We start from the raw sequence: 16,461 nt of genomic DNA, 5'->3' as shown, positions 1-16,461 counted from the left end.
TTTACCACCATGGCATCCTCAAAATTAGAGTACATCTGGCTTGACGGTTATAAACCAATTCAGAGCCTGCGCAGCAAAACAAAAATTGAAAAAGATTTTTCCGGTAAACTGGAAGATTGCCCTGTGTGGTCCTTCGACGGTTCTTCTACTGAACAGGCTCCGGGAGGTTCATCAGACTGCTTGCTAAAGCCAGTTTACATAGTACCTGATCCACAGCGTAAAAATGGTTTCCTTGTAATGTGCGAAGTATTGTCATCTGACGGTTCGGCACATCCAAGCAATGGAAGGGCGTTGATTGAAGATGATGACAATGATTTTTGGTTTGGATTTGAACAGGAATATTTTTTATGGAATACAGAAACAGATAAACCAATTGGTTTTCCTGAAGGTGGCTATCCACGTCCGCAGGGACCCTATTATTGCTCAGTAGGCGCTAAAAATGCATTCGGCCGCGATATGGTAGAAGAGCATCTGGATGTTTGCCTTGAAGCAGGTCTGAATGTAGAAGGCATCAATGCCGAAGTGGCTACCGGCCAGTGGGAGTTCCAGATTTTTGCAAAAGGTGCAAAAGAAGCTGGAGACCAGATTTGGATCGCCCGTTATTTACTGGAAAGAATCGGTGAAAAATACGGTATTTCTATCAACTGGGAATGTAAACCATTGGGAGCCCTTGACTGGAACGGAAGTGGTATGCATGCCAACTTCTCCAACCATACATTAAGAACCTGCGGAAGCCGTGAAACGTTCGAGCAAATTTGTGAAGCCTTCCGTCCTGTTATCAAAGAGCACATCGCTGTATATGGCGCCGATAACCATCTTCGCCTGACCGGTAAGCATGAAACAGCGTCTATCGACGAATTCAAATATGGTGTTTCCGACAGGGGAGCATCTATCAGAATTCCAATCGGAGCCGTGGAAAAAGGCTGGAAAGGATGGCTGGAAGACCGCAGGCCAAACAGTGCAGCAGATCCATATAAAGTGGCTGCCCGTATTGTAAAAACAGTTAAATCTGCAGTTGTAACTGAACCAAAAGTGGCAACCAAAGAGGCGGCTGCAGCGCTGGCCTAGCTTAAGTACAGATCTTCACCGATCATTTTTAGATATAGATAAAGAAGCCGTTTCATGCGAATGAGGCGGCTTTTTTATTCAGGAAACAGCGATCTTTATTGATAAATATTGCTCCGGAAATATTGGGGATCTGCTTCGGTTTGTTAAACAGTACCGCGTTGCTAATTTCTACAAGTGTTAAGTCACCTGTTCAATGCCAGTTATTTTTACCAGGTATGGAATTTTTTTTTTGATAATTCCTACTCAATAAATCAAACGCTGCATCCAAAGTGCATTACCCTGGCCAGGTGTCGGTTCACATGATATTATAACGTACGGGGTAAATAAAATTGACAAGTTTGAAGCATTTCAGATCTTTCAACAAATGGTTTCGTAAGCTGCATACAGACAATGGCAAAGTACAACGGAATTTACAATTTACTGATGGCGCAGGTTTCAGTTACCATTTTTCCTTTAAACTGCATTGCTAATGTTGGTGGTTCTTCACCTCCAAAAGTACAATCAACGACCACCCTGTGGCTGCCATTTGCCAAAACCGGCGGTAAGCCTGGTAGTTGTTGTGTAGCTTTTAGTTTTCCTTTTGCATCATATATTTTAAGCGAGGTAGTTCCATCGCACACGGCTGTTTCTCCCGTACTTAGCTCCAACGGTATTTTAATTTCAGCATAGTTATCCAACTGCATTTTTATATTGCTAACGCTGCCTTCTTTGCCTTTAACTGTTAACCGAAACTGGAGCGTTTGCTCCTTCCATTGCTGTTGATAGTTCCAGGTGGTGCAGGTCGGTTCACCGGGCTGCCTTATAAATTTTTCTCTTACAAAAACAGGTGATACTGCAAATTGGGTCAGATTCCATTTGCCATCTGCAATTTTTTCTAAATGAAATTCATTTTTTGGATCCTTGAGTCTTTCCTGCTGCTCTTTTGAAAAAGCACCTCCATTTCTCGCCGTTTCCCATTCGCGGATGGCATCAAGCAGTTCGGGCGCCAATGGATTTTTTTTGATGGAAGCCGGTTTTATCACCATTGCAAAGCCGGCTCCATAGCCGGCTGATCTTGAGAGCATCCATTCCATTTCAGCCATAGTAGTGTTGTCTGAGAGAAGATACCAGCCGAGCATATGCGGCATATAATTTCTGTCGAACAAACCCTGGTTATCTATGCGGTACTGTTGCATACTTTCATTAAAACCACCATACCACGGTTCGCCCCAGTTATAGTATGAGCACATGTGCCAGAAGTACGTAAGACTGCGGCTTGTGCCACAAATAAAATCATGATGCACATTGTCATATACGTCTTTTGCAAATAACTCTGTTCCATAATCGCCCTGGCCTGAGGCGAGGCCGCCTTCAATACCGTCAAAATCCAAATGGTCAACACCTGTTTCGTTCATTAAGCTGGCGATGTTTTTAGCGGTTTCCCTTTGCATATCAATGTCTGGAAAAAATACTTCATACGGGTGATCGAATAATTTTCCGGCGACATCTCCTGCCTTATGTATAGCAGCCCTGGTGCCGAATGCGCCCCGCTGGCAGTCGGTTATTATATAGGGTGTAGTAGCGCTGACTGTTTTGTAACGGATCAGTTCTTTGCCAATTTTTATTGTGTGCAGGCTATTGTTTTGTTGCTGGTTAAAATATTCAGGAGATTTCACTTCTATTTCTTTGGCTGCAGCATCAATGTCGTTTGTTAATGCAGCAGCGCCGGTAATACTTAACCGGTCGTCGGGTATGGGTGTAATGTAAGGATCATTGGTATTAATAAAATTAGTCAGTGTATGCATGCCCACCATTAAACCGGCGGCGTGGGCTTTATCTACGCATTGTTTCAACCCGGCTTTGCCGTGGGGAAACTGTGTACTATCCAATATAAAATGTCCCCAGCTCTTAAACGGACCTTCATGGTACAGTGAAATTAATCCAGCTCTTTTAGTATAACCAATCATCTCATCAACATTGTTTTCATTGAAAGAAGAAATGATATACGACCGGCCGAACAGGGAAGATTTTTTAAACCAGATTCCATTTATAGTTGGATGAGGGAGATTTTCTGCCAGTTCAATCTGCTCCAGCCTGTCCAGTGTTTTTGGTTCATCGCAGGTGAAGAAAGCTATTTTACTGCCGGCTACCGATTCGCCCTTCATCGCCGCTACCGGCATATTTTTAAACTGACCACCCCATGCATCTACCCTGCGGGTGCGGTTGCGGTTAATAGCATAGGCCTGTAATACACTGCCCCATGGTTTGCCAACGGCGGCAATGCCTCTTTGATCTGTACTGCCCTCGCTGTTGGGATAATTGCCGCCCAGTGTTTTTATATTCAGCACCTGTATGCCGACGGATATACTGCCATCCCGTACCACGCCGATTACTTCACCTATTGTTTTGTTAATTACCGTTGGATAGGGCCCCCATACTACGGCATCTATTTTTTCAGCAGGTACGGCTTTTATAATTTCCATCACAAGATGGCCTGGCTTTTCCTGCACTTTAATATCAATGGTTACACCGGAGGCTTTATAAGTTAACCTAATTGTATGTTGTGCCTTGTTATACAACATCGCGGAGGGCAGGTACCTGGTATTGTTACTCACCAATATCATTAAAGGAGCAGCTGTATCTTTGGCCAATACATTGTTACCCATCAGTGTATTGGTGATTTCAGTTACACTTCCCAGCTCATTGATGCTCAATTTTAGCTCGCCCGCAGTAAAACTTATTTGGGCAGTTGTGGATATTGACAATACCAATAGTAGTACCATTATTAATTGCGTCGCCCGATTTGTGATACTTGTGCAGGGCTTTATTTTTTTGTTCGTGCTCATGCTTTTTTTAAGGGATATTAATATTATCTATAGTCAGGTAGCATGTCATTCGTTAACTTCATGCCGGTATATTTTTATTGATGAAGGTAATAACTAAAAGTCAAATAAAACCCGGTGAGTTCAGTATGGGTTATAGTAACCATCCTGCAACGTACCGGTATTGCTACAGGTTGTAAAACGGTGTAATTGTAAAGCCGGAAATAAATACAGGTTGCACAGCTTTGATACCGATAATTACTTAAAAAAAGTGCAAAAATAGCATCAGCCATCAACATAATTATGAAAATTATTTTTTCGAGTTGGAGGGCAATCTGCCCAGGTGCAGGCCTCTGTTGTGGACCAGCTTCATCAAAAAAATTAAAAAGAAAGCCAGTTGGATGAATTTTTTTAATTACTTCAGGCCTATTCCTTTTCTTTATAAAAAAGTCGGTAAATTTTTTCTTTTTGTGCTGTAAATATTGTTAGCCTTACACTATCTTTAACGGCCTGAAGTCGACCCCAAGTCTATGATAAAAAATATCCTGTTTTTTTTGGCTGAAGATGATGAAGATGACCGTATGCTTTTTTCAGAGGCCTTGATTGAAATAAACCCTGCTATCAAGTGTATTATGGCAAAAAATGGGGAGGAAGCCTTGTTTTTGTTAAAAGGTGGCTTATTTGAATTACCCGATTTTATTTTTCTAGATTTAAATATGCCGGTGATGAACGGATTGAAATGCCTGGCCGAAATTAAAAAAACCTCCTTCCTGGAAAATATTCCCGTCATCATTTACTCTACCTCATCCAACAAAGCGTTTATAGATGAAAGCCATGCGCTGGGTGCTTTTAATTTTTTTGTAAAACCACCCGACTTTACAGGGCTCATCAATTATCTAAAAAACCTGCTGGCCTGAACCTGGGGGATGCAGGCAGAAAAAAATATTATGCAATTTCCTTTCTCGTTACCTCCTGATGCAAGGGCAACGAAACAATAAAAGTGCTGCCTTCACTTTCCTTGCTTAAAGCGCTAATAAAACCGTTGTGTTTTTCAGCAATCAGTTTACAAAGTGCCAACCCTATGCCAGTACCTTCGTACTCGGTATTGGAGTGCAGCCGCTGAAACATTTCGAAGATTTGTTCTGCATATTGTTGCCCGAAGCCAATGCCATTGTCGTTTACATGTATCCTGCAATATTTTGTTTGCGTTCCGGCATCCCTGCCTCCATTGTCAGCATCTGCAGTGTAAATTCTAATAAAAGGGGGCTCGTCTTTTTTACAATACTTAAGCGAGTTGCTTAACAGGTTTGAGAAAAGTGGTTTTATAAGGCCCGGGTTTACAAATAAAACAGGCAGACCGGAAATTTCAATGCGGGCTTTTTTTTCTGCTACCATTGGTTTAAGGTCGTCCACCACATCCTGCAGCAGCAGGTTTAAATCTACCTGCTCAAAATGATCCTGCTGCGAAGAATATCTTGAAAAAGTAAGAATATCTTTTATAAGCTCCTGCATGCGTGCCGCGGACTTTTGAATGCGGTCAATATTAAAAAGGCCATCTTCATCCAACTTGTCTTTATGCCGGATGTACAACCGGTCGGTGAAGGCCAGTATCTTTCTTAATGGTTCCTGTAAATCGTGCGAAGCCATAAAGGCAAACCTGTCCAGTTCCCTGTTGGCTTTTTCAAGCCCGTCAATATTTTTTAATAGCCGGTGGTTCAGCTCAATAATTTTTTCTTCAGAAGCCTTGCGGTCATTGATCTCGTTCTGCAGGCTTCTATTAATGGCTGTTAATTTTTTTTCCTGCAGCAATAGCTGTTGATTTTTTTTATACAAGTCTACAAACACGGCCACTTTTGCACGCAGCAAATCAGGGTTTACCGGTTTATATATATAATCGACAGCGCCGGTGCGGTAGCCTTTAAAAATATTTTCTTCTCCATAGGTATTGGCGGTTATAAAAATAATCGGAATGTGCTTTAATTTTTCCCGTTCATATATCAAGGCGGCCGTTTCAAAACCATTGAGGTTAGGCATTTTTACGTCCATCAGAATAAGCGCAAAGTCAAATTCAGCCAACAATATTTTTAAAGCCTGGCGTCCGGAACTGGCTTTTACAAATTCGTATCCATCTGCCTCCAGAATGGTTTCCATCGAAAACAGGTTGTCCTCCCGGTCATCCACTAAAAGAATTCTTTGCTTCATTGATCCCTGTTTATTTATTTATAAAACCAAACCCGCATTAACGAAAGCAGCTGATCAATTTTCAGTGGCTTTGTAATATAGTCAGATGCGCCAGCCTCGATACATTTTTGCCTGTCGCCTTTCATTGCTTTGGCTGTTACTGCAATGATGGGTAAGGTGCTGTTTTTATGTTCCCGTCTTATTTTTTGAGTGGTTTCGTACCCATCCATTTCCGGCATCATAATATCCATCAATACCATATCCGTTTTTGTTTGCCCGTCGTTAATTATTTCGATGGCTTCCTTACCACTTTCAGCAGTAATTACGTTGATATTATAGCGCTCAAAAACGGTGGTAAGGGCAAATAAATTACGAACATCATCATCTACTACCAATATGTTTTTACCGGTTAAAATATCTTCCTTCATCCTGATATTTTCAATCACCCTGCGTTTATCTGCAGCCAATTCCTTGTGGTTGATGTGCAGTTGTAACACCGTTTCTTCCAGCAGGTGTTCCAGTGAATTAACACCTTTCAACAATACACTATTGGAGGCTTGATTTAAATCGTGCAGCTCTTTTTTAGTGAAGTCTTTGGCTGAATAAACAATTACCGGTGTTAATTTTTTCTTTACCTCCGCCACTTCATTTACCAGGTCAGTTCCTGACACATCGGGTAGTGTATAATCTAAAATAATGCAATCATAATCAAACGCCAATAGCTGACTGATGGCTGATTTACCGGTAGCGGCGATATCTACTTTCATGTAATCGCTTTCCAGCATTTTTGCTATCTGGGAAGATTCAAGCTCATTGTCTTCCACCACCAAAATTTTCTTGGTAGCCTTTTCATTGAAGGTCACAATATCTCCAAATAATTCATTCAGCGAATCATTGTCCAGGGGCTTTAAGAGGAAGCTGCGGGCACCCCGTTTTAAGGCCAGGTTCCTGTTTTCTTCACCCGAAATAAGGTGAATGGGAATGTGGCGGTAATTAAGATCGTTCCTTAAAAGGTCCAACACTTTCCATCCGCTGGTATCAGGTAGTTTTACGTCCAGTGTAATGGCAATTGGGGCAAAGCGGTTGATAAAATCAAACACTTCAATATAGCTTACTGCTACTACCGCTTTTAAATTATTTTTATGCGCTTTTTCAATAATGATTTTTCCAAAACGCAAATCATCTTCTACAACCAGTAATACCTTATCGCCTGCTGAAATATTTGTTCTGTCGTCACCCGTTTCATTGATCATTTCATTTACGATCGCCAGGTTTTTTGAGTCACCTTCGCTTGTTACGCGGATAGAATGTAACAAAGTATCTATTTCAGTAGCATCGGGGCCAAGGTGAAATTGCTGGTAAGCATTCAGATTTTCTGTGGGCACTTTTTTGATGCTGGTGATGTTATCAACTACAGGTAAAAATAAAGTGAACGTGCTTCCCTGTGAGGTGTTACTTTCCAGTTCAATTGTACCACCCAACAGGTCCGCTAAACCACGACTGATGGAAAGCCCCAGGCCGGTGCCGCCGTATTTTCGGCTGGTAGATCCTTCTGCCTGTTGAAACGCTTCAAATATGATGTTCTGTTTTTCCTGTGGAATACCAATACCTGTATCGCTGATGGCGAAGGCCACCACTTTTTTTGCGTTGTCTAAATTTACATTACCTGCTTTCCAGTTTTTATGCGCTTCATAAATTTTTAATTTTACTTCTCCTTTCTCCGTAAACTTAAATGAGTTAGATAACAGGTTTTTCAATATCTGGTTCAGGCGCTGTACGTCGGTTTCCATGGAAGCAGGCAGGTTGGCGTCCGTTTCGATATTGAAACGCAGGTGTCTTGCCTCAGAAATTGGTTTAAATGTAGTTTCTGCAAAGGCGGCAATTTCTGCAAACCGGACAGGTGAAATATTGGCTGTAATAAAACCGGATTCAATCTTGGAAAGATCCAGGATATCATTGATCAGCTGAATTAAATCATCGCCGCAGGAGTGAATGGTTTTGGCATAGCGGATCTGTTTATCATTCAGGTTACCTTCTGCATTTTCGTATAATTGCTGGGCAAGAATTAAGAGGCTGTTCAATGGCGTTCTTAATTCATGCGACATGTTGGCCAAAAACTCCGATTTGTATTTGGAAGTAAGCGTAAGCTGCTCGGCTTTTTCTTCCAGCGACTTCCTGGCTTCCTCTACTTCCCTGTTCTTGTCTTCTACTTCATTTTTTTGCTTCACCAGCAGCAGTGCTTTATCCTGTAATTCATCATTGGTGCGGCTCAACTCTTCCTGCTGTATTTTTAATTCACCTGCCAGTGACTGCGATTGAGTTAACAATTCTTCTGTACGGGAGTTGGCCTCGATTGTATTAATTACAATACCGATACTTTCTGTAAGTTGTTCCAAAAAGTCAATATGGGTTTCACTGAACACATCCAGCGATGCCAGTTCAATCACCGCCTTCACCTTGTTTTCAAATAATACCGGCAATATGATCAAGTTGGTTGGTTTTGCTCTTCCCAATCCAGAGCTTATCTTGATATAATTGCCCGGTACATTGGATAAGATAATTCTTTCTTTTTCAAAAGCCACCTGGCCTACCAAACCTTCTCCAATAGCAAATTCGGTAGGAATATTTTTTTCTGATTTATAGCCGTATGCAGAAAACAGGCTGAGCTTTACAGCTTGCGTGTCTTCATTTTGTTTTAAGATGTAGAATGCGCCGTAATGGGCGGTAACAACCTGTGCCAGTTCGGATAAAATACGTTGTGTAACGGTCTTCAAATCCTTCTGGCCCTGCAGCATTTGGGTAAATTTTGCAAGGTTCGATTTCAGCCAGTCCTGTTCCTGGTTACGCAGCGTGGTCTCTTTAAGATTGGCGATCATCTGGTTGATGGTATCCTTCAATGCTTCCACCTCACCCTTTGCCTCAACCCGGATGGTACGGGTAAGATCTCCTTTGGTTACCGCCGAGGCAACTTCAGAAATGGACCTCACCTGCGTAGTAAGATTTTGCGCCAATTGATTTACGTTCTCTGTAAGATTTTTCCAGATACCCGAAGCGCCTGGCACCGAAGCTTGTCCGCCCAAACGCCCGTCCACCCCTACTTCACGGGCTACCGTTGTTACCTGGTCTGCAAATAATGCCAGCGTATCAATCATCTCGTTGATGGTATCAATCAACTGCGCCACTTCACCGCGGGAAACAATGGCGAGCTTTTGTTTGAGGTTACCTGTCGCCACCGCCGTTACTACTTTTGCAATACCCCGTACCTGGTTGGTAAGGTTAGATGCCATCATGTTCACACTGTCCGTTAAATCCTTCCAGGTACCACCTACTCCCCGCACTTCTGCCTGTCCGCCAAGCTTACCTTCGGTACCCACTTCACGTGCCACACGGGTTACTTCAAAAGCGAAGGAGTTCAATTGTTCCACCATGGTATTGATGGTATTTTTTAAATCCAGGATTTCTCCTTTTACATCAATGGCCACCGTTTTTGAAAGGTCACCGGAAGCCACCGCTTTGGTTACTTCCGCAATATTTCTTACCTGTGCGGTCAGGTTGCCCGTCATCTGGTTTACGGAGTCGGTTAAATCTTTCCAGGTACCTGCAACACCCGGTACAAAAGCCTGTCCGCCGAGTTTACCATCGGTACCTACTTCACGTGCCACACGGGTTACTTCCGATGCAAAAGCCCGCAGCTGATCCACCATAGTGTTGAGGGTTTCTTTCAGCTGTAAAATTTCTCCCCGCACATCCACCGTAATTTTCTTCGACATATCTCCATTCGCCACGGCAATGGCCACTTCAGCAATATTTCTTACCTGAGCTGTGAGGTTACCCGCCATCTGGTTTACAGAATCGGTCAGGTCTTTCCATGTTCCGGCAACACCGGGTACGTTGGCCTGTCCGCCTAATTTACCTTCGGTACCCACCTCCCTTGCCACACGGGTTACTTCCGATGCAAACCCCCTTAGCTGATCCACCATGGTGTTGATGGTATTTTTCAATTCCAGGATTTCGCCTTTTACATCCACCCCGATTTTTCTTGATAAATCACCATTGGCAACCGCTGTGGTCACCTCCGCAATATTCCTCACCTGGCTGGTTAAGTTACTGGCCATCTTATTTACAGAGTCGGTCAAATCTTTCCAGGTGCCTGCTACGCCGGGTACATCCGCCTGGCCACCCAGCTTACCTTCTGACCCTACTTCACGTGCCACACGGGTAACTTCTGAACCAAAGGCATTTAACTGGTCCACCATGGTATTGATGGTGTTTTTTAATTCAAGGATTTCACCCTTTACATCCACCGTAATTTTTCTGGACAAGTCGCCTTTAGCAACGGCCGTGGTAACCTCCGCAATATTCCTCACCTGGCCGGTAAGGTTACTCGCCATTCCATTTACTGAATCGGTAAGGTCTTTCCAAACACCACCCACACCTTCTACAGTGGCCTGTCCGCCTAGCTTTCCTTCGCTACCTACTTCCCTTGCCACACGGGTAACTTCCGATGCAAAACCCCTCAACTGATCCACCATGGTGTTGATGGTATTTTTCAATTCAAGGATTTCACCCTTTACATCCACGTCAATTTTTCTTGATAAATCACCGGTTGCTACGGCCGTAGTTACCTCGGCAATATTGCGTACCTGGCTTGTAAGATTGCCCGCCATAATGTTTACCGAGTCAGTCAAATCTTTCCATGTTCCACCTACGCCGGGCACATCGGCCTGTCCGCCCAAACGACCTTCTGACCCTACTTCTCTTGCCACACGGGTAACCTCCGAACCAAATGAGTTCAGCTGATCCACCATGGTGTTGATGGTATTTTTTAACTCCAGGATTTCTCCTTTTACATCCACCGTAATTTTTCTTGATAAGTCACCTTTTGCCACCGCCGTTGTTACCTCTGCAATATTCCTCACCTGGCCTGTTAAACTACTGGCCATACCATTTACAGAATCCGTTAAATCTTTCCAGGTACCGGCCACGCCTTTTACCTGCGCCTGGCCGCCTAGTTTACCTTCTGTACCTACTTCCAATGCCACACGGGTAACTTCCGAAGAGAAGGAATTGAGCTGATCCACCATGGTGTTGATGGTGTTTTTTAATTCAAGAATTTCGCCCTTTACATCCACGGTAATTTTTCTTGACAGATCGCCTTTTGCCACCGCCGTGGTTACTTCTGCGATGTTACGCACCTGGCCTGTGAGGTTACTCGCCATCTGGTTTACAGAATCCGTTAAGTCTTTCCATACACCACCCACGCCTTTTACTTTTGCCTGTCCGCCGAGTTTTCCTTCAGAGCCTACTTCACGTGCTACACGGGTAACTTCACCGGAAAAAGAATTGAGCTGATCCACCATGGTATTGATGGTATTTTTTAATTCCAGGATTTCGCCTTTTACATCCACCGTAATCTGGCGGGATAAATCACCCTTGGCAAAGGCGGTAGTTACCTCTGCAATATTTCTTACCTGGCCGGTAAGGTTACTGGCCATTTGATTTACAGAATCTGTTAAGTCTTTCCAGGTACCAGCCACCCCTTTTACCTGCGCCTGCCCGCCAAGCTTTCCCTCTGTTCCTACTTCCAGCGCCACACGGGTAACTTCCGAAGAGAAAGAGTTGAGCTGATCCACCATGGTGTTGATGGTATTTTTTAATTCCAGGATTTCTCCTTTTACATCCACCGTTATTTTTTTCGATAAATCACCTTTTGCAACGGCGGTGGTTACCTCCGCAATATTTCTTACCTGGGCTGTAAGGTTACTACCCATTTGATTTACAGAATCCGTCAAGTCTTTCCACACGCCACCTACACCCTTAACTTTTGCCTGGCCTCCCAATTTCCCTTCAGAGCCAACCTCCCTTGCCACACGGGTAACTTCCATTGAAAAAAGATTCAATTGTTTTACCATGTCATTCACCTCTTTTGCAATCCTGGAAAATTCGCCCTGTAACGTATGGCCGCCAATTTCCAATGGCATTTCCTGGCTCAGATTACCTTTGGCCACCGAACTGATTACATGCGCAATTTCGATGGTGGGATGTACCAGGTCGGAAATCAATGTATTTAAAGAATCTACACCGGTGCTCCAGGATCCTCTGCCACTGGGCACTTCAATGCGCTGAGTTAACTTACCCTGTTTACCGATGGTGCTGCCTGCCCTGGTAAATTCCTGCATCATTTTTTCGTTGAGCGAAATAATTTCATTGAGCGTATCACAAATCTTTCCGCTCAATCCTACCTGGTCAATTGGCATACGCACGGTAAAATTGCCGTTTTTAACTTCCGTTAAAACCTGCAATAAATCCCTTGCATTCAATTCATCATTTTGAAAAGATGGTTCCTTATACTGCTTCGTATTTTTTTTAGCAGCCGCGGGTAAATCGTCCGTAAGCATTGCAGTGCCACTTAGATCGCTGGAAGCAGTGCCATTGCCAGAGGTTAGGTTTTTAGATTTGTTATTGGCCATTGCGTGATTTTGAACAGTGTTAAAATTGGATAAAATGGTTTTAATTGCTTTTGATAAACAGGATGCTCAAGATTGTGTATTCATATTGTAAATAGGTTGTCAACCAGCTGAACAGTCATATTATAAACTTTTTTCCGGGCAGGTGTAAATGCTTCTTTAGCATGATTTTTTAATTATTTACACGCTCATTTTTTTTATATTAATAATAAAGCTGGTGCCATGATTAATTTTCGATTGCACTTCTATGAGTGCCGAATGCGATTGAAAAATATTCAATGTAGCAGCAAGTCCCAATCCCATGCCGTTTGATTTGGAAGTAAAATAAGGCTCAAATAATTTAGTGATATTTTCTTCACTGATACCACTGCCGTTATCGTTAATTGTAACTACATAATTGGCATTGTCATTTTTTATGCCAATCGTTAGTTTCCCTTCATTGTCTTTCATGGCTTCAATTGCATTAATGATAATATTTACAAAGCCGAGTTTCAGCTTTTCAAAATCCCCCATGATCCATAAGCTATCCATGGTATAGTTACGTTCCAGGCGAATGTTTTTAAGCATAATTCTGTCTGACGCACTATTGATACTTTCCTCAATTACTGAGCGGAGGCAAATTTTATCGAGAATGATTTCTGCTGGCCTAGCGGAATTTAGCAGTTCGGTTATAAGGTTTCCGATGCGTTTGCTGTTGCGTGTGATAATATCCAGCAAAAAGGCAGGTTCTTCCGCCTGGATCAATGACGTCAGCTGGTCTGACGAAAGGTAAATATTGTTAAGCGGGTTGCGTACTTCATGGGCGAGGATGCGCACAAACCGTTGTGTGGATTTTAATTTTTCGGTTTGAAGGGTAATTTTTTCTGCTTTTTTTAAACTTGTTATATCATGAATAATACCCTGCATATACAAATTGCCCTTGCCATCTTTTTCACGTGTAACAGAAACAATGCAATTAATTCGTTCCCGGTTTTTGGTGTATAAATCCAATTCTTTATCAGATAACTCACCGGCTGCAGCCAACTCCTTTTCAATTAAATGCTGGTTTTCTTCGTCCGCCAATAAATCATAAATGCTTAAGTGAAGCATTTCTTCTTTTGTGTATCCGCACAGCAATGAAGCGGCATGGTTTACATCTTTAAACATCAGCTGCTCGTCTGCCATAAAAACACCGTCACGGGAATTTTCAAAAAAGTTCCGGAATTTTTGTTCATTGGCACGGAGGGCTTTTAGATAAGTAAACCGCTCTAATGCATAGCGTATACAACGTTCTAATTTTTCTGTTGTAAGTTCAGATTTAACAAGATAGTCCACTGCACCTGCCTGCATGGCTAATACATCAATTTCCCTGTTGCCAATACCGGTGAGTAGTATTAAGGGTTCTTCACAACCATTCTTAATAGCTTCGTGGATGAGCTCTAAACCTGTCTGTCCACGCAGCTTGTAATCAACAAAATAAACATCATATTCACCTTTGCAGATTTTGTCCAATGCTTCTTTATAAAATGAGCAGCTGTCAATGGTGAATAAATAGCCATTATCTATTTTTTTTATTAACTCACTTGTAATAAAAAAATCATCTTCATCATCATCAATAATTAGAATCTTAAGGGGCTTGTTGACAGGCATGTATAAAAGGATTTATTAGTATTGGATCTGGTTTAAAAAATATTGATTTTAAATATTATTCGTTAAGAGTCTACCAAAAGTGTCCATATTTTTCCCCGTTTTTTTGTCACAACACAAGGAATTTACAGAACAACACGCTCACAGTAGCCGGCATAACTATTGTTAAGCCTTAATCCACTTTTTTAAATATATCGGTTGAATCCATTGTCTGCGTTCTTTTTGATTCTGATAACATTCGGTTAACAATTTTAAGTATGATAAATCAATTTGGATAATAAGAATTTTGCTATTTGTAACAGCAGTGTATTGCTATACCTGTACGCTATTGTATTGATGTGCCTGGGTCACCTACCGGTTAATCATGATAAGGGTAATTTTTGTGGTTATTGTTTATAGATATCACAGGGTGAATTAACTACTTGTAATATCGGCAGCAATCAAGAGCTAAAAAAGCATGCCAATATTTTCTATAAAATGTTCACTTTTGATTTTGGCAAAAAGCACTTTACACAAAGCATTTTTTTTTGCAAGATTTTGCAGACGAATTGATGTTGCGACATGTATAAAAATGACCTTACCTTGTCGCTGAAAATATTTACATGGATAATTTTTTTGACATACCCCTGCAATACAATGCAACACATCACCATTTTTCTGCTGAGTTAGTTACTGCGGGATATAGTTATAAAATAATAGTGGACGTGAAAGGAAAAATTATTTCGTTTGAGCCTGATGAGGAGGGATATTTCCGTGCGGTGGTAAGCCCGGATGACATGGAAGCAGACAAAAATATTGAAAGGGATTTGCTGGAAGCAATTGCAGATCAGCTGGTGTTGATGTTTAAGGATTAGGTGTACAAATCAAAAATTTGAGGGGAGGGCCTTTTACTATTGAACAATTAATGATTGGGTTTTTTACGGGCTGCAGAAAATAAGTATTTTGTACTATCTTTTTAGAATAACAAATTTCAGTTATGCCGATTGTTTATAAAGAAGATGTAATACCAACAGCAGAACAGGTAATCACCTTATATAATAATGCTGGTTTACCAAGACCGACCGGGGATGCAGAGCGGATAAAAAAAATGTACGCTCATTCTAACCTGGTCATTACGGCCTGGGATGGAGCAACATTGGTTGGAGTATCCCGCTGTATTACGGACTGGTGCTGGAGTTGCTACCTCGCAGATCTTGCAGTACAACCGGGTTATCAAAAAGAAGGCATCGGCAAAAAATTGATTGAGCTTACAAGGGAAAAAGCAGGAGAACAAACAATGGTTCTGCTGCTTTCTGTTCCTGAGGCAATGACTTATTATCCAAAGGTTGGTTTTACAAAAGAAGAAAGGGCATTTGCTAGTTACAGAAAGATTTAGCTGAATTGCGATTTGCTCTATGGCTCTAAACGGTGCTTACTTTTCAATCAGATTTCACAAATCCGGCAGGGTTGCAAAATATTTTCAGTGACTTTGTTATTCACTGAAAACCTATGCTATATTTATGAGCAGAATATTCTGCCATTCAAATTGCCGATATGCTTACACGCCGACAGTTACTTAAACATGCTGCCTTACTGGCTGTCTTTCCAGGAAATGCTTTTGACACCATTGCCAGTGTTGAGAATAAAAAAAATATTTTTAAAATAGGGGCCTGCGACTGGAGCCTGGGCAAAAGCAGTGATATCGGAGCTTTTGATATTGCAAAGCAGATAGGGTTGGATGGCATCATGGTAAACATGGGGTCGCTGGAAAATAACCTGCATTTGCGTGATAAAAGTTTGCAGCAGCAATATCTTGATGCATCTAAAAAAACAGGTGTTAAAATTTCGAGTCTTGCCATTGGCGAATTGAATGCCGTGCCGTACAAATCAGATGCCCGCACAGAAGAATGGGTTTGGGACAGCGTGGATGTAGCCAAAAATTTAAATGTTTCAATGGTACTGCTGGCGTTCTTCAGCAACAATGACCTACGCAATGATGCCGCCGGAAAAAAAGAAGTGATCAGCCGTTTAAAGAAAGTAGCGCCGCATGCAGAAAAGAACGGGATCACACTGGGCATAGAATCTTACCTGGATGCAGATGAGCATATGGATATCATTGATAAGGTAGGTTCAAAAAATATAAAAGTATATTATGACTTTCGTAATACTGCTGATGCAGGTTTTGATACCGTAAAGGAATTTAAAAAACTGGGTAAGCACATGGTGGGCGAATTGCACATGAAGGAAAATGGCTTTCTGCTTGGTAAAGGCACCATTGACTGGCGTGCTGTGAGCACTGCAGTGTATGAAACCGGCTACTATGGCGATGGATGGATGCA

Annotated in this window: 9 protein-coding genes; 5 read left to right on the top strand and 4 right to left on the bottom strand. The window is 42.0% G+C overall.

The genetic code is table 11. From position 1 onward, the window contains the following. Positions 1-9: 9 nt before the first annotated feature. Positions 10-1,068, top strand: a complete 1,059-nt coding sequence (locus JWR61_RS06910; protein WP_301927109.1) for a glutamine synthetase beta-grasp domain-containing protein — start codon at positions 10-12, stop codon at positions 1,066-1,068. Positions 1,069-1,478: 410 nt separating this feature from the next. On the opposite strand, the gene JWR61_RS06905 is transcribed toward JWR61_RS06910, so the two are convergent. Further along, positions 1,479-3,830, bottom strand: a complete 2,352-nt coding sequence (locus JWR61_RS06905; protein WP_301927108.1) for a hypothetical protein — start codon at positions 3,828-3,830, stop codon at positions 1,479-1,481. 569 nt (positions 3,831-4,399) lie between these two features. Here JWR61_RS06905 and JWR61_RS06900 point away from each other — a divergent pair. Then, positions 4,400-4,786, top strand: coding sequence for a response regulator (locus tag JWR61_RS06900; RefSeq protein ID WP_290335399.1), 387 nt, complete (start codon positions 4,400-4,402; stop codon positions 4,784-4,786). Between the two features lie 28 nt (positions 4,787-4,814). On the opposite strand, the gene JWR61_RS06895 is transcribed toward JWR61_RS06900, so the two are convergent. The 3 genes from JWR61_RS06895 to JWR61_RS06885 all read right to left on the bottom strand — a co-directional run bounded on the left by JWR61_RS06895 (position 4,815) and on the right by JWR61_RS06885 (position 14,146). Then, complete coding sequence (locus JWR61_RS06895; protein WP_301927107.1) at positions 4,815-6,071, bottom strand: response regulator; 1,257 nt, start codon at positions 6,069-6,071, stop codon at positions 4,815-4,817. A gap of 14 nt (positions 6,072-6,085) precedes the next feature. Further along, positions 6,086-12,520 (bottom strand): HAMP domain-containing protein, encoded by a 6,435-nt coding sequence (locus tag JWR61_RS06890; RefSeq protein ID WP_301927106.1) that lies wholly within the window; start codon positions 12,518-12,520, stop codon positions 6,086-6,088. 177 nt (positions 12,521-12,697) lie between these two features. Next, on the bottom strand, positions 12,698-14,146 hold the full coding sequence (locus JWR61_RS06885) for a hybrid sensor histidine kinase/response regulator (protein WP_301927105.1): 1,449 nt from the start codon (positions 14,144-14,146) through the stop codon (positions 12,698-12,700). A 599-nt stretch (positions 14,147-14,745) separates the two neighbouring features. Here JWR61_RS06885 and JWR61_RS06880 point away from each other — a divergent pair. From JWR61_RS06880 to JWR61_RS06870, 3 genes are all read left to right on the top strand, one after another. Further along, positions 14,746-14,997 (top strand): hypothetical protein, encoded by a 252-nt coding sequence (locus tag JWR61_RS06880; RefSeq protein ID WP_301927104.1) that lies wholly within the window; start codon positions 14,746-14,748, stop codon positions 14,995-14,997. A 122-nt stretch (positions 14,998-15,119) separates the two neighbouring features. Next, on the top strand, positions 15,120-15,518 hold the full coding sequence (locus tag JWR61_RS06875) for a GNAT family N-acetyltransferase (RefSeq protein ID WP_301927103.1): 399 nt from the start codon (positions 15,120-15,122) through the stop codon (positions 15,516-15,518). 158 nt (positions 15,519-15,676) lie between these two features. Further along, the coding region (locus JWR61_RS06870; RefSeq protein WP_301927102.1) for a sugar phosphate isomerase/epimerase at positions 15,677-16,461 on the top strand (785 nt) is incomplete at its 3' end.

It is taken from the genome of Ferruginibacter sp., from assembly GCF_028288465.1.
In the GTDB taxonomy this organism is placed as follows: domain Bacteria; phylum Bacteroidota; class Bacteroidia; order Chitinophagales; family Chitinophagaceae; genus Ferruginibacter.
Note: the sequence above shows the minus strand (reverse complement) of the source record. Positions and strands in the feature narration are given on the sequence as shown.